This is a genomic window from Helicobacter macacae MIT 99-5501 (assembly GCF_000507845.1).
GTDB classification, from domain to species: domain Bacteria; phylum Campylobacterota; class Campylobacteria; order Campylobacterales; family Helicobacteraceae; genus Helicobacter_B; species Helicobacter_B macacae.
The window spans coordinates 874,283-894,339 of sequence record NZ_KI669454.1; the positions used below are offsets into that span (position 1 = coordinate 874,283).

General features: G+C 40.5%; 18 protein-coding genes. 13 read left to right on the forward strand and 5 right to left on the reverse strand.

The window, feature by feature from the left end; all coding sequences use genetic code 11:
- The first annotated feature begins 238 nt into the window (after positions 1 to 238).
- Positions 239 to 1,732: a hypothetical protein gene (locus HMPREF2086_RS03835; protein WP_023927454.1), complete on the forward strand. Its 1,494-nt coding sequence runs from the start codon at positions 239 to 241 to the stop codon at positions 1,730 to 1,732.
- Positions 1,729 to 2,775, forward strand: coding sequence for an ABC transporter substrate-binding protein (locus HMPREF2086_RS03840; protein ID WP_023927455.1), 1,047 nt, complete (start codon positions 1,729 to 1,731; stop codon positions 2,773 to 2,775). Before HMPREF2086_RS03835 ends, HMPREF2086_RS03840 begins: the two co-directional genes overlap by 4 nt.
- A 167-nt stretch (positions 2,776 to 2,942) precedes the next feature.
- Here the strand turns inward: HMPREF2086_RS03840 and HMPREF2086_RS03845 are convergent, their stop codons facing one another.
- Positions 2,943 to 4,934 carry a methyl-accepting chemotaxis protein gene (locus HMPREF2086_RS03845; protein WP_023927456.1) on the reverse strand — a complete coding sequence of 664 codons (1,992 nt, stop codon included), beginning with the start codon at positions 4,932 to 4,934 and terminating at the stop codon, positions 2,943 to 2,945.
- Between the two features lie 265 nt (positions 4,935 to 5,199).
- Between HMPREF2086_RS03845 and HMPREF2086_RS11470 the strand changes: the two genes are divergently transcribed.
- Positions 5,200 to 5,364: a hypothetical protein gene (locus HMPREF2086_RS11470; RefSeq protein WP_156921312.1), complete on the forward strand. Its 165-nt coding sequence runs from the start codon at positions 5,200 to 5,202 to the stop codon at positions 5,362 to 5,364.
- A 16-nt stretch (positions 5,365 to 5,380) separates the two neighbouring features.
- Here the strand turns inward: HMPREF2086_RS11470 and HMPREF2086_RS03855 are convergent, their stop codons facing one another.
- The 3 genes from HMPREF2086_RS03855 to HMPREF2086_RS03865 all read right to left on the reverse strand — a co-directional run bounded on the left by HMPREF2086_RS03855 (position 5,381) and on the right by HMPREF2086_RS03865 (position 9,158).
- Positions 5,381 to 6,586, reverse strand: coding sequence for a septal ring lytic transglycosylase RlpA family protein (locus tag HMPREF2086_RS03855; protein ID WP_023927457.1), 1,206 nt, complete (start codon positions 6,584 to 6,586; stop codon positions 5,381 to 5,383).
- A gap of 24 nt (positions 6,587 to 6,610) precedes the next feature.
- On the reverse strand, positions 6,611 to 8,179 hold the full coding sequence (locus HMPREF2086_RS03860) for a transglycosylase SLT domain-containing protein (RefSeq protein WP_023927458.1): 1,569 nt from the start codon (positions 8,177 to 8,179) through the stop codon (positions 6,611 to 6,613).
- Positions 8,180 to 8,351: 172 nt separating this feature from the next.
- Positions 8,352 to 9,158, reverse strand: a complete 807-nt coding sequence (locus tag HMPREF2086_RS03865; protein ID WP_023927459.1) for a TatD family hydrolase — start codon at positions 9,156 to 9,158, stop codon at positions 8,352 to 8,354.
- Between the two features lie 110 nt (positions 9,159 to 9,268).
- Here HMPREF2086_RS03865 and ribE point away from each other — a divergent pair, with 110 nt between their 5' ends.
- The 4 genes from ribE (at position 9,269) to hypE (ending at position 12,678) form a co-directional block, all read left to right on the forward strand.
- Complete coding sequence (gene ribE / locus HMPREF2086_RS03870; protein ID WP_023927460.1) at positions 9,269 to 9,919, forward strand: riboflavin synthase; 651 nt, start codon at positions 9,269 to 9,271, stop codon at positions 9,917 to 9,919.
- A 19-nt stretch (positions 9,920 to 9,938) separates the two neighbouring features.
- Complete coding sequence (locus HMPREF2086_RS03875; RefSeq protein ID WP_023927461.1) at positions 9,939 to 10,286, forward strand: EscU/YscU/HrcU family type III secretion system export apparatus switch protein; 348 nt, start codon at positions 9,939 to 9,941, stop codon at positions 10,284 to 10,286.
- Between the two features lie 40 nt (positions 10,287 to 10,326).
- Positions 10,327 to 11,163, forward strand: a complete 837-nt coding sequence (locus tag HMPREF2086_RS10710) for a C40 family peptidase (RefSeq protein WP_023927462.1) — start codon at positions 10,327 to 10,329, stop codon at positions 11,161 to 11,163.
- 435 nt (positions 11,164 to 11,598) lie between these two features.
- Entirely contained in the window at positions 11,599 to 12,678 is a 1,080-nt protein-coding gene (gene hypE / locus HMPREF2086_RS03890; RefSeq protein ID WP_023927463.1) for a hydrogenase expression/formation protein HypE, read from the forward strand.
- A gap of 252 nt (positions 12,679 to 12,930) precedes the next feature.
- On the opposite strand, the gene HMPREF2086_RS03895 is transcribed toward hypE, so the two are convergent.
- Positions 12,931 to 14,904, reverse strand: a complete 1,974-nt coding sequence (locus tag HMPREF2086_RS03895; RefSeq protein ID WP_023927464.1) for a Na/Pi cotransporter family protein — start codon at positions 14,902 to 14,904, stop codon at positions 12,931 to 12,933.
- A gap of 397 nt (positions 14,905 to 15,301) precedes the next feature.
- On the opposite strand from HMPREF2086_RS03895, the gene HMPREF2086_RS12335 reads away from it, so the two are divergent.
- The 6 genes from HMPREF2086_RS12335 (at position 15,302) to HMPREF2086_RS03925 (ending at position 20,024) form a co-directional block, all read left to right on the forward strand.
- Positions 15,302 to 15,469 (forward strand): hypothetical protein, encoded by a 168-nt coding sequence (locus tag HMPREF2086_RS12335; RefSeq protein ID WP_023927465.1) that lies wholly within the window; start codon positions 15,302 to 15,304, stop codon positions 15,467 to 15,469.
- A 14-nt stretch (positions 15,470 to 15,483) separates the two neighbouring features.
- A complete protein-coding gene (locus HMPREF2086_RS03900; protein ID WP_023927466.1) occupies positions 15,484 to 17,139 on the forward strand; it encodes a disulfide bond formation protein B in 1,656 nt (551 codons plus the stop codon).
- Between the two features lie 466 nt (positions 17,140 to 17,605).
- A complete protein-coding gene (secG, locus tag HMPREF2086_RS03910) occupies positions 17,606 to 17,998 on the forward strand; it encodes a preprotein translocase subunit SecG (protein WP_023927467.1) in 393 nt (130 codons plus the stop codon).
- Between the two features lie 21 nt (positions 17,999 to 18,019).
- Positions 18,020 to 18,577: a ribosome recycling factor gene (gene frr / locus HMPREF2086_RS03915; RefSeq protein ID WP_023927468.1), complete on the forward strand. Its 558-nt coding sequence runs from the start codon at positions 18,020 to 18,022 to the stop codon at positions 18,575 to 18,577.
- A gap of 58 nt (positions 18,578 to 18,635) precedes the next feature.
- Positions 18,636 to 19,253 (forward strand): orotate phosphoribosyltransferase, encoded by a 618-nt coding sequence (gene pyrE, locus HMPREF2086_RS03920; protein WP_023927469.1) that lies wholly within the window; start codon positions 18,636 to 18,638, stop codon positions 19,251 to 19,253.
- 27 nt (positions 19,254 to 19,280) lie between these two features.
- On the forward strand, positions 19,281 to 20,024 hold the full coding sequence (locus tag HMPREF2086_RS03925) for an RDD family protein (protein WP_023927470.1): 744 nt from the start codon (positions 19,281 to 19,283) through the stop codon (positions 20,022 to 20,024).
- Positions 20,025 to 20,057: the final 33 nt, after the last annotated feature.

Consider the following 20,057-nt stretch of genomic DNA (forward strand, 5'->3'; position numbering starts at 1 on the left):
ATCATAATCAAAAAAAAAAAAAAAAACAACTTAATTTTGCAAATTTTTATCAAAATTTTGGTAGTGTTGTAACGAGATTACACAAAAATATCATTCATTCTTATTTTATGCGTATTTTTAAGACTTAAAATGCTGCATATTTTGAGAAAAATGCGTTATTTTTTGTGTAATTCTCAAGCACTTTTTATTTTTGGCTAAATCCTAGCCAAAAAGCACAAAATCACAAAAAGGAGAAACAATGAGTGTGCAAAACTGCTGTATAGCGAGTGAAGAGAGCATAAGCCAAAATCTAGCAACAAGGCTTAATGAGGCATATAGCCATAGTGAGATTACGCGCTATGGCAAGGTAGCTTATATCGATTCTTATGGTTACGAAAAAGACGGAATCTATGAGCATTTTTTGTATAAAAACGCGCTGGAATTTGTGGACTTATACAGCGATTTTGGTGGTCTGGACTTGAGTAAATACTGTGCTATGGTGCTAGGAATGAGTATCGATGAGGTGGCACTATGGAAGCATAGAGAGAAGCTATATGAGTTTTTGGACAATGGAGGGATTGTGATAAGTTTTTGCCATAACTACACAAAAATCCTCCCAAACAATTCAGGCTACATAAAAAGCCCTGTGGAAATACGAGATAGAGAAATAAAGCTAGTGGGACATAGCCTCACAAATGGCATACGCGAATACGACATAAACTATCGGCGAGGTGTCAAAGGCTTTTTTAATCGCGGGTATTTTGAGATAGATGAAAAAGATTGTGAAGTGTTTTTGCGCGATAGTGAGGGTAAAGTAGTGGGCTACATAGATAGAATCTCTACTCGTGGCGTGATAGTAAGCACCGCAGGAGCGGATTTGCTGACATTTGGCGTGTTTGAAAACAATAGTGCAAGACGACTTGGGCTAAATCTTTTTAAATGGCTTGCTCAAGAGCTAAAGCAAAGAGAATCTAACAAGATTTGCCTTGCAAGTCGCCTAGCCCAAAATCTCATAAGTGAGGAGAATCAAAGCGGACTTTTTCACTTTGATTGCGACATAATTGCTAGCCAAACCCCACAAAATCCACTGCGCAAAAACCCAAAGCTAAAAAACGCTATCATCACAGGTGGTGCAAGCTATGAGCGCAATTTTTTCTACAACAAAGATGCAAAATACGCACACTTTTTTGATAAGCGAATCTACCATAAGCAAGCCAAAGATACGGATTTTAGCGAGTTTGATTATATCGTCATCGCTTCTAGGGCAAATCCGCGATTTTTGTTGCCTTGCAAGGATAAGTTTTTGGACTTTCTAAAAAATGGTGGGAGTATTGTGAGTTTTGGCGAGATTACGCAGGATTATTTGCCAAATATCGCGTGGAAAGAATACGGCGTGAATTTTTGGTGGTGGCTTAGTGAGGGTGCGGATATGCCATTTGTAGTGTGCGAGAGTGGCAAAAGTCTTTTTGAAAAAATGTCGCTTTTCACTGCCAAATGGCACTATCACGGCGCGTTTTATCCACCAAAAGATTGTATAAATATTTTGCAAAATGAGCTAGGAGAGGCAATCATCTACAAAGACATAAGTTTCAAAGGTGGGCTATATGTAACCTCGCTTGACCCAGATTTTCATCTAGGGCAGGGCTTTATGCCAAAGACAGAGCCGTTTTTTGATAACTTTATGGAATGGATAGAAAACGACATTCTAAAGCACAAGTTGGGACACAAACTAGAGCATAAGGAGGCAAAATGAAAAAGCTAATATTTCTCGCACTCACGCTTGCTAGCGTGCTTTATAGTGCCACATTTCCACTGCAGCTAGTCGATGATGAGGGGCAAAAAGTGATAATCCACAAAGAGCCACAGCGCATAGCTATCTCTGGGCTGTGGCCTATGCCTTCAGTGATAATGATGCTTTCAAATAGTGCTAGCAAAATCATATATATGCCACAAGCATCAAAAAACGCCTTGCTGCATTCGTTTATGGTAGAGATTTTCCCTCACATTTCCCAAATCCCCGCAGGCAATAGCGAAAATATCGAGGAGCTACTAAGCTACAAACCTGATGTGTTTATCTGCCATAGTGCAAACAAATCCGTGTGTGCGTCTATGCGCCAAAGTGGCGTGCCTACTATCGCTATAAGCGTGAGTGCGTGGAAATATGATTCTTATAGAACTTTGCAAGGGTGGTTTAGGCTTATCGCGCCCCTGCTAGATAGGGAGCAAAAAGCACAGCAAATCTTACAAGAAGTGCTTAAGCAAGAAAATCTAGCAAAACAAAATAATGAGATTTTGCCAAAAGCGATTTTTATCCACACCTATGCAAGCGATGAGAAGCTCACTATCGCAGGGATTTTTAGCAAGTATTTGCTTAAGTCTAGTGGTGGGGTAGCTATGCTAGAATCCAATGCAAATACTTCCTTAGAGGAAATCTACAAGCTAAATCCGGATATTATTTATATAAACAATTTTACTCCGCTTTTGCCAGAGCAGATTTTGCGCTCTAAGCGGTGGCAAGGAATCGCAGCGGTAAAAAATAAGCGCGTGTATAAATTGCCACTAGGGAGCTATCGTCCATTTGCTCCAAGCGTGGATTTACCCGTGCTGTTGGCGTGGCTAAGGGTGCATAATGAAGAGTTTGTAAAATCTAGTGGCAATGCAACAAAAGGCGTGATAAAAGAGGACTACAAGCAATATGCAAAGCAATATTATAAAGAAATGTTTGGACTTGAGCTAAATGAAGCGCAGCTAGAAAAAATCTTTGCTCCCTCAAGCAAAGCAGGGAATTTGCAATAGATTTTACTAGCATAGTGAGGGGGGGATTTGTGCGCATCTATGCTTCACATTTTTGCAAAATCCCCTTTACAAAATCCTTTTGCAAAATCCACTTTACAAAGTCTAACTGCAAAACACCATAACAAAGTCCCGAAATTCCCTAGCGTAATATTTTCATTAAAATCCATTTAGAATTTCTTTTTATCCACATCTGCTAGGATTTCTTTTGCTACGCTATTTACGCGCTTTGTTATGTCATCTGTCGCGTTTGCTACGGACATATTTTCTTGCGTTACCGTGTTTAGCTCTCCTATTGCCTCATTGATTTGCTCTAAACCGATAGTTTGCTCTCTCATAGATTCGCTCATTTCACTCACAGATTGCACGAGGATATTTACATTTGCTTCGATTTCGCTAAGCGAATGTGTAGTGCGCTCTGCTAGCTTCCTCACTTCATCAGCCACTACGGCAAATCCCCTGCCGTGCTCGCCCGCGCGTGCCGCTTCGATAGCGGCATTTAGTGCAAGCAAGTTTGTCTGCTCGGCAATGTCTTTGATGACATTTACGATATTGCAAATATCTTCTGCTTGCTTAGAGCATTCCTGTGTGCGCTCATTTACTTGCTGCATAGAAGCGTTTATTTGCTCCACTGCTGCGCTTGATTGCTCTATCGCACTAGCTTGAGTTTGAGAGCATTGTGTAAGTTTTTGCATTGATTGCTCTAAGTCTTTGCAGTGCTGTGCCAAATCTTTTGCAAAGTGTGAACTAGAACTTAGCATTTCTTTTATGACTTGTCCCAAAGTGTTTGTAACGACTTCTACCTTGCCCTTTGCATTTGCCACTTCGGTGGTAAAGTCTAGGCTCGTATACGCGCTAAAAACCCTAGCGATTTCATTGGTATCGCTACCGATTTTATCTTGGAGCGAATCTAGCATTTTATTTAGCACATTTTTTAGCTCTATTAGTTGAGGATTCGCTGGGCTTTGGGTGATTCTAGCTGTTAGATTGCCCCATTCGATTTGTTTTGCCGTGTCGGCGGATTGTAGTATGGCTTCCTCATCTTGGATTAGGTTTTTCTTTGTGCGCTCGATATTTTCATTGATAGCTTTGCTAATGGTGCTAAACTCATCATTGCCCTTTAGCGGGATAGGATTTGGCGGAGTGTTTGTCTTATGATTTAGATACGCAAAAAAAGCATTTAGTCCATTTTGCATAATGCTTAGCGGTTTAAACAAATAATGAATGCAAGCTAGCAGTGCCACTCCACCTAGCACAAGCAATAAGATAGCTAACCCCATAGAAGTCAAAAAACTCTGATGAATCACCTCTGTGAAGTCTGATTCATTCGCTTCTGTGGCGATTACCCATCCTGAAGGCATTTGATGATAAAACACCACTTTTTTATTGCCACCAAATGTCGTTTCAAATCTGCCTTGCGGGTTTGCTTTGCTTTGTGCTAAAATCTGTGCTCCTAGCTCGTTAAACTCGGCTTGATTTTCTTTAGTCAAATCCTTATGCACAAATACACTGCCTTTGGAATCCACTAGCAAAACTTCAAGGCTAGGCAATTCTCTAAGGTGCATTCTATCAAACCGCTCTTGGAATGTGGAGGGAATCACATTTGCACCAATCACACCTATGAATTTATCATTTTTAAATATTGGCATAGCGGTGGTGGCGACTACTATGTTTTCATAACCAGAGGCTTTGCTAATGTAAGGGTCAGAGACTATAAATTTTTTGGTAGATTTTGCTAGCTGATACCACTCTCTTTGGCGAAAGTCAAAGCTATTGCCATCATCTCCGTTTTTTAGCTCGGATTCGGTAGTTTTGGCGGTTACGGAAATTAACTTGCCGTCATTTTCATACACGACAAATACAAGCGGAGAGGCAACTACACGAGCGAGATTTAGTAGCACCCTGCGTTGCAGTAAATAATCCTCTCTATCTACTAGAGAGATTCGCTTTGCTAGTCCATTTAGCTGATTTGTAGCGGAGGCATTCATCGTAATATCCACTGTTAAGAATGCCGAGTTTAGGGCTAGTTTTTGCAATCCCTCATAAACTTCAATCGTTTCTGCCGAAGTTTGCTTGTAGTTTACAAAGGTAGAAATCCCAAGCACTATGACAAAAATGCCAATGCTAATGCCTATAATTTTAGAAGCGACACTTTTAAACATAAAATCCCCTTTATATGCGAAATCAAAATACCTTTACAAACACCTTATTTGCGCAAGTTTTTGCGCAAATTTGTGCAAAAAGTGCGGGTAAAAACAAGGGTAATCCTACAAAAAAAAAAAAAAACGAAAAAATAACTACAAGATTTTATTTTCATATTTTCATTGCGCGTTTTTTAAGATTTTATTTAGTGGAATTTGGATGGGATTTTAGCAATGGTGTTGTTTGCGTGTGGGCAGGCAATGAGCTAGTGGCAATGAATTAGAAATGAATAGAATTGAGAGTTTTTACACCTTAGGTGGCATTTACAAAGTGGTGCAAAGTAGCGCAAATGAGAGGATAGAAGCAGCGGGCAAAGATAGTTGTGCCACATATTTTATAAAATCAAAAACATATAATGCAGTTTTGTTTAGCAGAGAATTTGGTTTATAGAAAAATATAAGCCTTTTTATTCGCGCACGATGATAGGAGTCAAGCCATTTGATTTGGCAAAATCTTGTGCTTCAGCTTCGCTACTAAATCCTTGCACAAACACGCGATATAAGCCATTATCCTCTTTTATAAATACATTATATTCTTTTGCAATGTCATCAAACTTTTTCTTTGTGGCTTGCGCACCATCTTTTAGTTTAAACACGCCAACTTGCAGTGAGAAAACCCCTCCCGCAACAGCTTCTTTTGTCTCGCCCACTTCAAATTCATCTTGGATAGCTTCATTGGATACATTGAGGGAGTTTTGGTAGTTTTTATCCACTTTGCCACCAAACCCTATCACTTCTAGCCGCACTTTTGCCGTGCCTTTTGTAACCATATCTATATCTTTTGCTGCGACATTTGACAAATCAATGATGCGCCCATCTACAAATGGTCCTCTGTCATTTATGCGCACAATGGTGGTTTTGCCATTTTCTTTGTTTAGCACTTTGACTATGGTATTCATAGGGAGTGTTTTGCTTGCTGCGGTGTGAGCGTGCATATTGTAGGTTTCGCCATTGGAGGTTTTTTTGGCGTGGAAGTTTGGTCCATACCAGCTTGCTATGCCATCAAATGTTTCGCCGATTTTGACTTGCGTGGGGTAATACCATTTGCCCGCGATTTGATATGGTCTCATCGTGGCTCTCTGTATGGCTTGGGACTCTCTCATACCATACATAAGCGAAGCCCCACCACCGCTAAAAGAGTCAATAGGGGCGTTGCTAGCAGTGAAATTTTGCTCAAATGATTTTCCAAAGCTAGTGTTTTTTTCTCGATTTGAAAAGGTTTTGCCAAATGCTTTTTCAAATCGCTCGTTTTCAAATACTTGGTTTGCAAAATGCTGTGCTTTGCCCACAGAGCGATAGCTTGATAAGGCTTCGTAGTCTTTAAACGCTCCTAATCCACCTCGATACACGCTTTCATTTGCGCAAGCTGTCAAGCATATAGCCAAAAATCCAAAAATAACAATGAAGTTTGTATAATGAATGATTTTGGGTAGTTTGGTTAGTTTGGACAGTTTGCGTGTGGTTAGTTTGTAGCAAAGAGGTTTGTATAAAAAAGAACTGTGATAAAAGAACCTGCGTGAAAAAGATTTAGACAAAGAAGCAAACAAAGAGAGGAAATGCAAGAAAAAAAGAGAATCTATGCAATTTGCATACTTGGTTTTTCTAAATCGCATAGATTCTTATCATATAGATTTTGTTTATTTTTGCGCGATTTTGCCACTAGAAGCAAGCGGGACAAGTAGCTTTTGATTAGCTACTATTCTAGGTTTTTCGCTTAGGTTGTTGGTGGATTTGAGTGTGGCTACTGTTATGCCGTATCGCTTTGCTATGCTTGCTAGATTTTCGCCTTTTTTGACTCTATGAAACATAAACTCCGCAATTTTTGCATTGTCTTGGTCGAAGTTTTGCTTAAAATACGCAAGTCTATCATAGGGAATATACACGGAATATTCTTGTTGATTTGGGGGTAGGAAGTGATAGGTTATGTGGCGATTGTATTTCTTTATGTCATCTATATCCATACCCGCACCTGCTGCGATAGATTCTAGCATTGTCCCGCCTTTTACTTGCACTTCGGCTAGAGTATCCATAGCCCCGCGATTTAGCAGGTATTCTCTATCGGCATCACGCATTTTTTGTAGATTGCCAAAAGCTAGAGACATACTCAAAATCGTGCGGATATAGTTGCGCGTTTCGGCAGGTAGGTATTTTGCTTTCTCATCAAGCAATACATTCAAGTCCTTTGTCCCAGCTTTTGCTATGGCTCTATTTAGCCGTCCTAGCCCGCAGTTATACGCCATTGCGGCTAGATACCATTCGCCTGTGGCTTGGTAGAGGTATTGGAGGTAGCGTATAGCCGCTTTTGTGCTTTTTATCGGGTCGCGCCTTTCATCGACATAGTCATTGATGATAAGCCCCATATCTCGCGCTGTAAAGCTCATAAACTGCCAAATTCCACTTGCTTTTTTGCGACTATACGCCTTTGATGAGAAGCCAGACTCTGCCATCGCGAGAAATAAAAACTCTTGTGGGATTCCGCCTTGCGCTATCATAGAGCGGATAATAGGGATAAACTCATAGCTTGAGTCAAACTGCTGGACAAATCTAGCCCATCTTTTATCATCGTTTTGGGAGTGCAAAATCGTATTTGTCTTTAGGCTTGCCAAAAATTCCTCGCTCACACCAAATGAATTTAGCGTAGAGATGCTTTTGTTATCGGGATTGAAGCCACCATTTGTGCTCAAAAACCGCTCACTTTGCATAGCTCGCGCAGAAATCGTGGCTTGGGTGGGCTGTGCGCTAAATGGTGCTACGCTTTGAGCGGCACTGCCTGCAGAGCTACTAGAGCTATCCATAGAAGTAGCAGATTGGGTAGTAGTGGGTTGAGAAGTGATAGCTGTGGTAGCTTGAGTAGAATTTAGTTGATTTGAGTTGGCTTGCGTGTTTGGATTTTGGCTATGATTTTGTGAGGTTGTAGCAGAATCTAACGCGCTAGATTCCGCACTTTGACTTGTAGTTGTGTCATTTGGTGCGTCATTTTGGATAGTGGAGTTTGTGCCACTATTTGGGTCGATACCGAAGTTTATGAAGCTAGTCATATCAGTGCCACTAGAATCTAGCAGCAGATTTTGACTAGAGTCTAGCACCCCGCTACTTAGCGCATTGCTAGACATATCAAGCGTGCTGCTCGCATTTAGCACACTCACACTTACTGCCCCTGCCACACTAGCAAAAATCCCTTTTAGTAAAAGTTTTGAAATTTCCACCGATTTTCTCCTCATACAAAATTTGCAAACATTGCGAAAAAATGCCACAAAAACATAAGAAAATACACAAACATTCTCGCAAACACACTGCAATCGTAACAATCACAATGCGAAAAAACACGCGACAATGCCCAAAAATAAATCTAGCATTATAGTAAACTTTTGTTTCTTTTTAGTTAAATTTAAATAAATTTTGTGCATTTTGTGTCGTTATGCTCGCTATTTCCTCCACACCAACCCCCAAAATCTCCCCAACACGCGTAGCTATAAGCGGTATATATTCAGGGCTATTGCGCTCTCCACGATGAGGGTGGGGCGTGAGATATGGTGCATCTGTCTCTAGTAGCAAGCGATTTTTGGGGATAAGTGGTAGGACTTCAAGCAGACGCCTAGCGTTTTTAAAAGTCGCCACACCACCGATTCCATAGTAAAATCTATCGCTTAAATCTAGCAAGATTCTATCAGCATTGTAGCAGTGCAAAACCCCTCGTGCTTGTTTGTAGGAGGAGAGAATCTCATAAGCGTCATTGCTTGCTTCACGGATATGCACGATGAGGGGCAAATCTTTTCTTATAGCTAGTTCTATTTGCTCGGCAAAGAGAGCTTTTTGCGCGTTTTTTATCGCCTCTATTTCTTGGTGTTTTTTTTCTTTATCACAATCCTCTTGTGAAACCTTTGGCAGATAATAATAATCCAGCCCGCACTCCCCGACAGCCTTGCATTTTGGGCTATCGACAAGGTGGCTAAGGCTTGCCCTAAATTGTGCTTCCTCATCAATATCACAAGGGTGCAAACCACAAGCAAAATACACACCTTTATCACTATTGCTTATTTCTTTTGCTCTATCCAAAGTGCGAGGACTTGCCGCAGGGATAAGAATCTCCTCCACTCCCAAATCCCTTGTGCGCTTTAGCACGACTTCTAAATCCCCCTCATATCGTTCATCGTCCAAATGACAATGTGTATCAACAAAGTGCATTTTTATCCTTTAGTGTTTTAAATAATAAAAAATCTCCAAAATTTGTTAGAATTCTAGCAAAAATCGTGCTTCATAATATAAATCAAAATAAAAAAAGGATTTTGCCAGCAATGTTTAGTGGACTTGTGCGAGAGATAGGACATATAAAAAGTTTTAAAAACGACATTTTGCGCGTGCAATGCACTCACAAAGCCCAAATCGGCGATTCTATCGCTATAAATGGAATGTGCCTAACGGTCATAGAAGTGCATAATGATGGATTTTCGCTAGAGATTTCTAAGCATTCCCAAAGCCTAGTAGCACTTGAGAATTATCAAGGGGCTGTGCATATCGAGCCTGCTTTGAGGGCTGATTCTAGGCTTGATGGGCATTTCGTGCAAGGGCATATTGATAGTGTAGGTGTGATAAAATCTATCACGCCACTAGAGAATGCCACGCGCTTTGCAATCGCTATCCCAAAAGAGAAAATCCAAATGATTATCCCTCAAGGTTCGGTATGTGTAGATGGCATAAGCCTAACTATCGCAAGTATAGATGAAGCAAATAAAGGCAATGATAAGGAAGCAATTTTTATGCTTAGCATTATCCCTCACACTTTGCAAAACACACTTTTTTGCACCTATCAGGTCGGCAGGCGCGTAAATATCGAAACTGATATGATTGTTCGCTCTATTGTCCATATACTAAAGACTCGCGATAACACTCAAGCTAAAAATACTTGCTCGTGGAGCGAGCTAGATTCTATCGCATTGCGATACTAGATGATAAGCAAGGCAGATAATGCAAAAACCCACAAAACTTCAAAATCCAAAATTTCTTAAAAATCTAAAAAATTTGCCACAAATCAAAGCCGCAGCCCTCGCTTATGATGACAAAGCTGACATCGCACCAAAAGTCCTAGCAAGTGGCAAAGGCGAGATAGCAAAAAAGATTATCCAAAAGGCTAGGGAGTTTGATATTCCACTTTTTGCAAATGAGGAGCTAGTAAATATGCTACTAAAAGTAGAGGTTGATGAGTGTATCCCTGTGGAGCTATATGGTGCGGTGGTTGAGGCGTTTGTGTGGCTACACAATGTCGAGCAAAAATCTCAAATGAGCCAAAATCAGCCGCAAAATCACTCAAAGTAAATTTAGCCACAAAATCAAGCTAAGATAAGAAGATAAAAAAATGAGATTTTATAAAAGATTTTATAGCATTTTTTACAAGAGAAATTTTTGCTTGCGCGCATTGCTATTTGGTGTGCGTGTCTATGCCTCCCAAGTGCGAGCTAGCGCAAGCACATATATTGGCATAAGTAGCATAAGTGTATGTGCACTCTTGCTAAGTGGGTGTGCGTTTTTGGATTTTAACAAATCTGCAAGGATAAGTGGCTATCAGCAAACAAGGCAAAATCTTTTTGCCACTTCAAGCACTACAAAATCTAGCACAAAATCTAAACAAACCTCGCAACAAGCCAAAGATTTTACTCAAAGCACACAGAGCGAACAAAGTATGCAAGGAGCACAAAGTGCGCAAAATCTAGATTTGCAAAGCTTAGATTCTCAAAGTGAGGATTTTGCTCCTATTTTGACTTCGCCTGATTCCACGCTTTTTGGAGCAGAACCTGAAAATGAAATCCTCTCCAAACTATATCAGCAGCAAAAAAGCTGGGAAAAAACCCCCTATCGTTCGGGTGGGATAAAGCGCGAGGGTGCGGATTGTAGTGGGTTTGTTATGGTGGTGTTTGATGAGAGTTTCTCACTCAAACTCCCTAGAATCACGCTAAATCAAATGGCGCAGGGCGAAAAAATCGGTGGCAGGCACACGCCCACAAAAAATATTCAGCCTGCAGATTTGTTGTTTTTTCGCACGGGTAGGGGTGCGCACGGCTATCACGTAGGGATTTATCTCCAAAACGGCGATTTTATGCACTTATCGACAAAAGGTGGGGCAAAAATTGTGAATATCTCAAATAAGTATTGGAAAAATAGGCTTAGAAAAGTCGTGCGCTACGAGATTCCATAGATTTTTAAGGCATTGTGAATAAATCTATATTTTTGTGAATAAGTCCAAAACAAAACGCATAAATTTTTAAATTTTACTTGTTTTTGTTTGCAAGCCATTTTTTAAGCATTTTTGCTAAAAATTGAGTTTTTTATATTTTGGTTATTTTTAGCACAAGCAATGATATTTCTTATCCGTTGTGGGTTTTGTAAAAAGCCAAAATCTTTAGAAGTAGTCAAAATCTTTGAATGCGAAACAAGATAGGGAGATAAAGTAAAAAGCAAATAAAAAAGCCAAGCAAAAAACAAAGTAAAAAAATAAAATAGGGAAACAAACAAAATAACCCAAAAATAAATCCAAAAATAAATCATTGTTTTTGCTTGTTTTTAGTAAAATCTAGCGATTCTAAAAACGATAAAAGCAAAATCTAAAACAAGGCTTTTTTAAGGAGAATCTATGCAAAAAAAGCGCACACAATACACCCACGCTACTATCCCTCTTGCTGCAGGTAGTGGTGGGGCAGCTAGCGATGAGCTGATAAGGGAGATATTTTTGCCACATTTGGGGAGGTTTTTTGTAAGTGAGGGGGAGGATGCGGGTGTGTTTAGTGCGGGAGATAGTGCCAAAGATTTTGCCATAAGCACGGATAGCTTTGTGATTTCGCCGATATTTTTCAATGGTGGCGACATAGGTAAGCTAAGTATTTGTGGAAGTAGTAATGATGTGGCGATGATGGGGGCAAAGCCAGAATTTATCACGCTTGGATTTATGATAGAGGAGGGGCTAGGGCAAGATGAGCTAGAAAAAATCATCAAAAGTATTGCGTGCGAGGTGGAGTGCACAGGCTTAAAAATCCTAAGCGCAGATACCAAAGTCCTGCCCAAAGGCTCGATAGATAAGCTATTTATAAACACTACTTGCATAGGCAAGGTGCTAAAGAGTGGCATTTCTAGCAAGGCATTGCAAAATGGGGATAAAATCATTCTCTCTGCACCCATAGGAGCGCACGGAGCGAGTATATTTGCAAGCAGAGAGGGGATAGGACTTCACTCAAGTCTACAAAGCGATTGCGCTCAACTCTATGAGATGCTAGAGCCGCTTTTTAGTGGCGACTTTGGGATACACGCGCTAAGAGACGCTACTAGAGGTGGGCTTTCAGCCGTGCTAAATGAATGGGCAAACGCTTCAAAAGCGCAAATAGAGATAGATGAGGAGTGCATACACATAGATAAGGAAGTGCGCGGAGTGTGTGAGATACTCGGGCTTGAAGCATATATGCTAGCAAACGAGGGAGTGTGCGCTCTAAGTGTAGAGCCAAGTCAAGCTAGCAAAATCTGTGAGATTTTGCGCTCCCACCCACTTGGCAGATATGCTTCTATCATCGGCGAAGTAACCGAAGTGAGTAACACGCACAAGGCTAATCCAAATCAAAATCTAGCAAAAAATGCAAAAGCACGCGTGGTGCTAAAAAACAAATGGGGTTCAAAGCGGTTTATGGAATATCCACAAGGCGAGCTATTGCCTAGAATCTGCTAGATTTTATAGTCTGTCTTATAGATTTTGCTTAGATTTTTAGCAAAATCTAGCAAGTGCAACTCGCGACATTTTTTACAAAAAAGCAAAGAGGCAAAAAATAGCTGGGCAAATTCTCCCCCGCTTGCTTCACAAAATCGCTTTCCAAATCCCAAAAATCATAAAATCACTAAAGAATCATCAAAGCCATATACGAGAAATATGCAAAAATCCCCTCTTTTATCGTCCCCCTACTAAATCCACTAAAGAGCAAATCTATTTTTTGACTACTTTTTCTGCACTCTTTTTCGTGGTGGGAGTGCTTTTTTTGCCCTCTCTTGTGCTAGGAGTTTTTTTGGTGCTTTTTGTTTCTTTGGAATCTTTTTGCACTTTTGGATTTTTTGCACTAGATTCTTTTTGTTTGTTTAGCAAAGCCTCTCGCTTCTTTTTGCTCTTTTTGCCTATGTAGGTGTTTTTGGATAGTCCATAGATATGGTTTATCGCACCTATAAGCTCTTTTGCTACATTATTGATGAAAGATAAGTCATTTAGTAGAGATGTCCCCTCTGCTGCACTTACCGCCTTGCGATTGATTAGGGCTTCGACAATGTCAAACGCCTCTCTATCTTGGAGTTTAAAGAATTTCTTTTGCTCTTTTAGTAGCTTTTTGGCGTCTTTTCTGTCATCTTTGGGGGCTTTTTTGATATGCTCTATCATACGAAGTAGCTTACCCAAATCAAGCCTCATATCATCATATTCTTTCTTAAGTGCGGCATTGCTTCCTGTGGAATATTTTTTCATATTATCCTCTAGCAAGCCTATATTTTTGGTGGCTTCAGCGATTTTGCGTGAGGCGATTTGTATGGATACGATTCGCTCGATATGCTCTCTATTGGTGGTAAAAACCTGCAACTTTGTGGAGAAATCCATAATCGCATTAAAGAGGGTTTTTATCTGTGTGTTATACAGCTCTGCTATGTCTATGTCAGCTTTTAGCAAGTCTTTTTTCTTTATGAGGCTAGAAAACGCCGCACTTGAAGAAATATCCTCCCTATGAAATCCAATAGCCCTAGAGATAATCATATAGGCATTATCATAGAGGTGCTTGACTTCGTTGTTTAGCGCACCCATAGCAGTGTCAGGATAGGATAGCAAAATCTCACTGATAAAAAGCGGAGTAGACACAGTCTGTGTCTTGGTATCGCTTTTTAGGGCTTTGTTTAGGAAATTTGCCATAGCAGGGATAAAGCCGATAAGTAGCACCACACCAAACACATTAAACAGCGTGTGGAAAAGTGCCAAGCGCAGTAGGCAAGAATTACCCTCTTCTAGTGTTTTGGCAAATCCAAAAGTATCGCCTAAGAAGTTATTTAAGTCTAAAAAATAAGGGAAAAATACCGCGACAATAAGCACGGTTGTGAAGTTAAACATACAATTTGCTATGGCAAGTCTTCGCCCATTCACATTTGCACTTAGGGAAGCTACAAGCGCGGTTACTACGCCACCTACGCTTGTCCCAAGCACTGCACTAAGTGCTGCTGTGTAGCTGATTTGCTGCTCCAAAAATGCTGTAATGATGATAGCAAGTGTGGCGTGAGAGCTTTGGATAATCGAAGTGATGAGTGCACCCAAAAGCAAAAATCCAAATACTTCTTTATAGCCGTCAAGTTTGTATTGGGATAAATCCATAACCCCGTGGAAACTCTCAAAACCTGCCTTTATATAAAACACACCCAAAAAGAAAAATCCAAGCCCTGCAAGCACCTTTCCTATGCCTTTGTATGTCTTAGATGCTTGGAAATTAAATAGTAGTCCACCTACGATTAGAGGCAAGGCAAGTGCGGAAATATTTATCGATGAAGCACCTACAATCAGCCAAGAGCCAGCGGTATTTCCTAGATTTGCCCCAAACATAACGCCAATACCTTGCGTAAGCCCGATGAGTGAAGCACTCACAAAAGAAATCGCAAGCACAGATACAAGGCTAGAGCTTTGCATAATAGTCGTAGCAAGTGTCCCAAACATAATGCTTTTTATGGAATTTTTGGTGTATTTTGCTAGCACCCTCTCCAAAAACCCGCCCGAGAATGCGCGGAATCCCTCACCCAAAAATAGCATACCAAATAGCAAAATCGCTACCCCCGCACAAAGTTTGCCTACTTGCTCATTTACTGCTAGTGCATATATCACAAGTATGACAATCACTGCGAAATAATACTGCTTTATTACCCCTTGAAATCGTGCCAACATTTTCTTTACCGCCTTTTTGCGCAAATTTTAGAGTGCGCTAGATTTTGTGAATGCCTTGCATTATATCGCCTTTTATGTAAAATATTTCTAACAAAATACACACTAAAGTGCGGTATATGCAAAAATATTGTAAAAGTTGTAAAGAAATTGTAAAGATTATGGATATATATTGCAAAGACAATTAAATATTTTTATCGTTTTTTTTATTTAATTTTGTTTTTTTAGATTTTGTTTTGCTATACTGAAAGGGTATTTGGCTAGGCATATTCATTCAACTTCAATTCGGCTTTCTAACTTCTGCTGATTTGGACTGGCTGATTTGTGAGCGTGTCTGATTTGAGGGTATGTCGGGTCTATGTCAAGTCAAATACAAAATCTTATTCTTTAAGGAGTTTGTATGGAATTCTTAGAGTATCTCTTAGCATTCATCGCGGTTTTACTGATTTGGTTCAAGCCGCAAAAAGAAAGGTTGGCGTTTGGCATCATCGCTGGTGTGATTGCCTTTGATGTAGTGTTGTGGTTGGTAGCAAGTGCTTCTACTTGGATACCAAATCTTACACTTTAGTATAGGAGGTTGTGATGAAAGAATTGTTTGACAAACTTCTCACAGAGAAGAATTTCAATATCGTAATGACAACCGCCGTGCTCATCATTTTGGTTGTTCCTGTTGGTATGGCAAACCTCTATCTAGGCTTTGTCAAAGGAGAATCTCCTTGCTTGCTTTGCGGACACGAGCGACTTGGTATGATTATCGTTGGGATTTTGGGGCTGTTTATGGTGCGCTATGGCGTGAAAATCAAGTATATGGTAGCAGTATTCCTCACAGGCTTTTGGTTCTTGTATGAGGGCTTGCGCCATGTCGGTATCAGCGGGCAAGGCGACATAGGGCAAGGCTTTGGCGAGGCAATGTTTGGCTTGCATACTTATACTTGGGCTTTTGTGGTGTATTGGGTTGTGATTTTGGCTATGGCTGTGATGATGCTCTTTATCCGCAAAGACAACTTGCTTGGCAAAGAGCTTCTAGATTCTGAAATCAAAATCAAAGAATTTAGCCAATACGGCAAAGCTGTGTTTGTGCTTTCTGCGTTTATTGTATTTACCAATGTTGTGCAGTTTTTTATTACCAATGGACCACCTCCATTTGGCGGTAGAGGCGCACCTGCGGCTACACGATTTACTTGGGATATTGGCTTAGCGTCTAAGTTTTGGGACCCTGTGCATTGGCACGAAAACTTTAGACCGGGCAAGTGGAGTTTGCTAGGGTTTAATCAAGGACCTAAGCCGTGGATTGCAGGGGCAAACGAAAATCAGGACGCAAACTACCCAATTGACACCAATCCCAGCAATTCACCGATTTTAAGTCAAAATCAAACTCCGCTTTCGCTCATAGCTACTAAAGAAATAGGCATAGAGCTTAAAAACTATGCAGGTAGCAAGACTTATGCAGGTGGTTTGGCGTATGACAAAGCAAACAATCAATTTGCCCTCATCGGCACAGGTGCTTCTGTGTATTTCACTGATAGCAACTTCGCAGAGAGCAAAGAGTTTGCCACTATCGACCAGCCAAATGGGCAAGACATTCCTATCACTGTTGATGCGACATTTTTCGCACCGGGCAAAGTCGTAGCCACTGCGTATAACAAAGCGATTTGGGGCGTGGAGCGCGTAGATAGCCTAGATGAGACTGACAAATATATTCAGTGGGAATTTTTACCTCAAGTAGAGGGCAATCTTTTGCCAGCGTTTGGTAAGAAAAACGAAGCGTTGTATAAAAATACCAAAGGACAAAGACTTTCTTTGCGCACTACAAGGGCTAAGAAAAACTATGTCTTAAGTCTTGCTAAAGACCCAGATTCAAGGTATTTTTATATGCTTACAGTAGCTGCTAAAAAAGCTCCAAATGTCATCTTGCTAAAATTTGATACCAAAGACAATCAAATCAGCGAGGAGACAATCCTAGAATTTGGCAAAGGCTTGCAGCTAAAAGAGGGCGCGAAGGTAAATAACTTCTACATTACAGGTGCGGACATTGTAGATGGCAAAATGCTAGCCATTTCTAAAAACTACAACGCACTGCTTGTAATCGACCTCGCTTCTAAAGCTATAACAGATGCTTACACACTGCCAAATATCGGCGATGCAAGCGATATAGCTATCAAGGGCGATGAACTCTATATCCTAACCCGTGAGGGCGGAGCAGACAAAGTCGCAGTGGTGAGAAATCCCATAAAATAACGCTAAATCGCTTGAAAATAGCACTTGCAAAGTAGCATTGTGTATTTGTGGCTTTTTGCTACGAATCTTTGCAAGGGGCTTTTTAAGAGATTTATAGCATTTAAGGATTTGGCTAGATTCTTTGACTTGGCAATATTTTGCTTAATTTTGCTTGGCAGAGAATCTAGCTTTTTGTATATTCGTAATGTTTGTTTTTGTTTCTTTTTTATCTTTTTATTTGCTTGCTTGGATTGTGTGTCTTTATCTTGCTAGATTTTGATTCTACTTTGTTGTCCTTTGGTTATTTTTGCTACTTTCTTGCCACTTCTACTAGAAATCCTGCCACAAAGTTTTCTTATCCAAAATCATATAAATTTATGTTAAAATTGCCTTTTTGTTTGCGTGCAATGGCTATAAAGCTGTATTATCAAAATCATTGCAAACTAAAAACCCAAAATCTAAATTTTCACTTCTTAAGGAGAGTGCTATGAGCACGGTTTTTGTCGTTATTGAGATTATTTTGTCTATCATTATCGTAGGAGTAGTCCTCCTCCAAAAGTCCTCAAATCTAGGGCTTGGTGTGTATAGCGGGAGCAATGAATCCCTATTTGGCGCAAAAGGACCTGCAGGATTTTTGGCAAAACTCACAATGTTTTTGGGGCTATTATTTTTGGCAAATACGATATTTCTAGGCTATCAGTTCAACGCCCAGCAAGAAAAATCCGTCTTTGACTCACAAAAAGAAGCCACTAGCAAGCCAACCGCTCCACTAAATGCCCCTCTAAATGCACCGCTAAATTCCCCATTAAATGCTAATCCATCGCTAAATTCCCCACTGCAATCTAGCACTCCAAGCCAAAACAACCCAAGCGATAAATAAAACACTTTAAGGAAGTAAGCAATGACACAAGAGATTTTGACTCACGCACGCGAGTATATGGAAAAATCGCTAGAATCTTTGCGCAGAGATTTTGCTACTTTGCGAAGTGGCAGGGTGTCTGTAAGTATCCTAGATAATATCCGTATAGACTACTATGACACCCCTACCCCGCTAAATCAAGTCGGCTCTGTCATCGCCCAAGATGCTACTACCATAGTGATAACCCCTTGGGAAAAAGGGCTACTAAAAGATATAGAAAAAGCTATCCAAGAAGCAAATATCGGGGTAAATCCAAATAGTGATAGCGATAGCGTGAAGCTGTTTTTCCCCCCTATGACACAAGAGCAGCGCAAAGGCATAGCCAAAGAAGCAAAGGCTATGGGAGAGAAAGCAAAAGTCGCCATTCGCAATATCCGTCAAGACAGCAACAACCACATAAAAAAGCTTGAAAAAGATAAGCAAATCACAGAAGATGAGAGCAAAAAAGCTCAAGATAGCATACAAAAAATCACCGATGAAATGGCAAAAAAAGTCGATGAAATGGTTTCTCACAAGGAAGAAGAAGTGATGAAAGTCTAGCCTCACAGCTAGCAAAAAGAGCAAAATCTCAAAAAGAGTAAAATCTAAGGATAAATCTATGTCGCTTAATGTCGCTCAAATCTACAAAGACGCAAAAGCCTTGCTAGAGGGGCATTTCCTCCTTAGCAGTGGCAATCACTCCACACACTACTTACAATCCGCCCGCGTGCTAGAAAATCCACAGCAAGCCCAAGTGCTAGCACGCGCACTTGCCACACAGATACAAGAAGCAAATATCATCGTTGATAGTGTGTGCTCTCCTGCACTTGGTGGGATTTTGGCTGGCTATGAGCTAGCACGCGCACTTGGCGTGCGATTTATTTTCACCGAACGAGTAGATGGCGAAATGCAGCTTCGCAGAGGATTTGAAGTGGGGGCAGGCGAGAGATTTCTTATCTGTGAGGATATTATTACCACAGGGGGTTCTGCACTAGAGTCTGCGCGGTGTATTGAGTTTTTGGGTGGCAAAGTAGTGGCGTATGCGGGGCTAGCAAATCGTGGATATTGCACTCGTGTAGGCTCAAATCTATCCAAAAAGCCCGAGTGTCGCCTGCCTGATAATATCCCTCTTTTCGCGCTAGAGGATTTTGTGTTTGATATGTATGAGCCAAGTTCTTGCCCAATGTGCGTGCAAAATCTAAGCAAAGCTATCAAGCCGGGTTCGCGTGGCAACTAATCAAGCAAAAATAAGCAAAATCTAAAAATGCTAACTCGCCCAAATCGCGCAAAAAAATCCACAAAAAAACTTGCAAGCAAATCCCAAATAGAATCCAAAAACTCCACAAGCCCTACAAGCACTCCCAAAATCTCCACTCAAAAAAAGCTAGCCAAAAATCGCCATTCAAGCCCACTATCTAGGCTCACTTCAAAATCTAGCCAAGCAAAAATGCAAAGCAAAATAGATTTTAGCAGTGAAGCAAAATCTAACACAGATTCTTTTTACTCGTTGTCATTGATTGCTTCTCATCTTTTTCTTGCCCGCAGGCTAAAAGCCTTTATCACTGATATATTTATGCTTTATACACCGATATTATACATAGCCACTTATGTCGTGCTAGGTAGCGCGCAGGAGTTTAGGCAAAATCAGCTTGTGATTTTTATCTGCTTTGCCATTTATGCGTGCATTTATTCGCTTTTTATCGCCATTAGCGGGCAAACTCCCGGTCTTAAATATGCCAATCTAAAACTCATCTACATTCCAAAATCTACTTCAAAAACTATCGCAAAATCCACCTTAGACAACTTCAAAGACTTCACAAAAGATTCTCAAAAAGTCGGCTTTTTTCGTGCATTTGTGCGGATTGTTTTGTGGGCATTTGGCGTGGCATTTGTTTTTGGGATTTTTACTCCGCTTTTTTCGCGCAAAAAGGAGTTTTTTTATGACACGCTTACAAGTGTGTATATCATAGATTCTGCCAAAATCCAAAGCAAATCCCTAGCCACTTAACGATTCTCTAAGTTAGATTATCGTATTATGTGT

What these genes read in the sequence shown, in the direction of transcription:
- HMPREF2086_RS03835 (WP_023927454.1), top strand. Translation starts at nt 239, where the DNA reads ATGAGTGTGCAAAACTGCTGTATAGCGAGTGAAGAGAGCATAAGCCAA.
- HMPREF2086_RS03840 (WP_023927455.1), top strand. Translation starts at nt 1,729, where the DNA reads ATGAAAAAGCTAATATTTCTCGCACTCACGCTTGCTAGCGTGCTTTAT.
- HMPREF2086_RS03845 (WP_023927456.1), bottom strand. Translation starts at nt 4,934, where the DNA reads ATGTTTAAAAGTGTCGCTTCTAAAATTATAGGCATTAGCATTGGCATT.
- HMPREF2086_RS11470 (WP_156921312.1), top strand. Translation starts at nt 5,200, where the DNA reads ATGAATAGAATTGAGAGTTTTTACACCTTAGGTGGCATTTACAAAGTG.
- HMPREF2086_RS03855 (WP_023927457.1), bottom strand. Translation starts at nt 6,586, where the DNA reads ATGCGATTTAGAAAAACCAAGTATGCAAATTGCATAGATTCTCTTTTT.
- HMPREF2086_RS03865 (WP_023927459.1), bottom strand. Translation starts at nt 9,158, where the DNA reads ATGCACTTTGTTGATACACATTGTCATTTGGACGATGAACGATATGAG.
- ribE (WP_023927460.1), top strand. Translation starts at nt 9,269, where the DNA reads ATGTTTAGTGGACTTGTGCGAGAGATAGGACATATAAAAAGTTTTAAA.
- HMPREF2086_RS03875 (WP_023927461.1), top strand. Translation starts at nt 9,939, where the DNA reads ATGCAAAAACCCACAAAACTTCAAAATCCAAAATTTCTTAAAAATCTA.
- HMPREF2086_RS10710 (WP_023927462.1), top strand. Translation starts at nt 10,327, where the DNA reads ATGAGATTTTATAAAAGATTTTATAGCATTTTTTACAAGAGAAATTTT.
- hypE (WP_023927463.1), top strand. Translation starts at nt 11,599, where the DNA reads ATGCAAAAAAAGCGCACACAATACACCCACGCTACTATCCCTCTTGCT.
- HMPREF2086_RS03895 (WP_023927464.1), bottom strand. Translation starts at nt 14,904, where the DNA reads ATGTTGGCACGATTTCAAGGGGTAATAAAGCAGTATTATTTCGCAGTG.
- HMPREF2086_RS12335 (WP_023927465.1), top strand. Translation starts at nt 15,302, where the DNA reads ATGGAATTCTTAGAGTATCTCTTAGCATTCATCGCGGTTTTACTGATT.
- HMPREF2086_RS03900 (WP_023927466.1), top strand. Translation starts at nt 15,484, where the DNA reads ATGAAAGAATTGTTTGACAAACTTCTCACAGAGAAGAATTTCAATATC.
- secG (WP_023927467.1), top strand. Translation starts at nt 17,606, where the DNA reads ATGAGCACGGTTTTTGTCGTTATTGAGATTATTTTGTCTATCATTATC.
- frr (WP_023927468.1), top strand. Translation starts at nt 18,020, where the DNA reads ATGACACAAGAGATTTTGACTCACGCACGCGAGTATATGGAAAAATCG.
- pyrE (WP_023927469.1), top strand. Translation starts at nt 18,636, where the DNA reads ATGTCGCTTAATGTCGCTCAAATCTACAAAGACGCAAAAGCCTTGCTA.
- HMPREF2086_RS03925 (WP_023927470.1), top strand. Translation starts at nt 19,281, where the DNA reads ATGCTAACTCGCCCAAATCGCGCAAAAAAATCCACAAAAAAACTTGCA.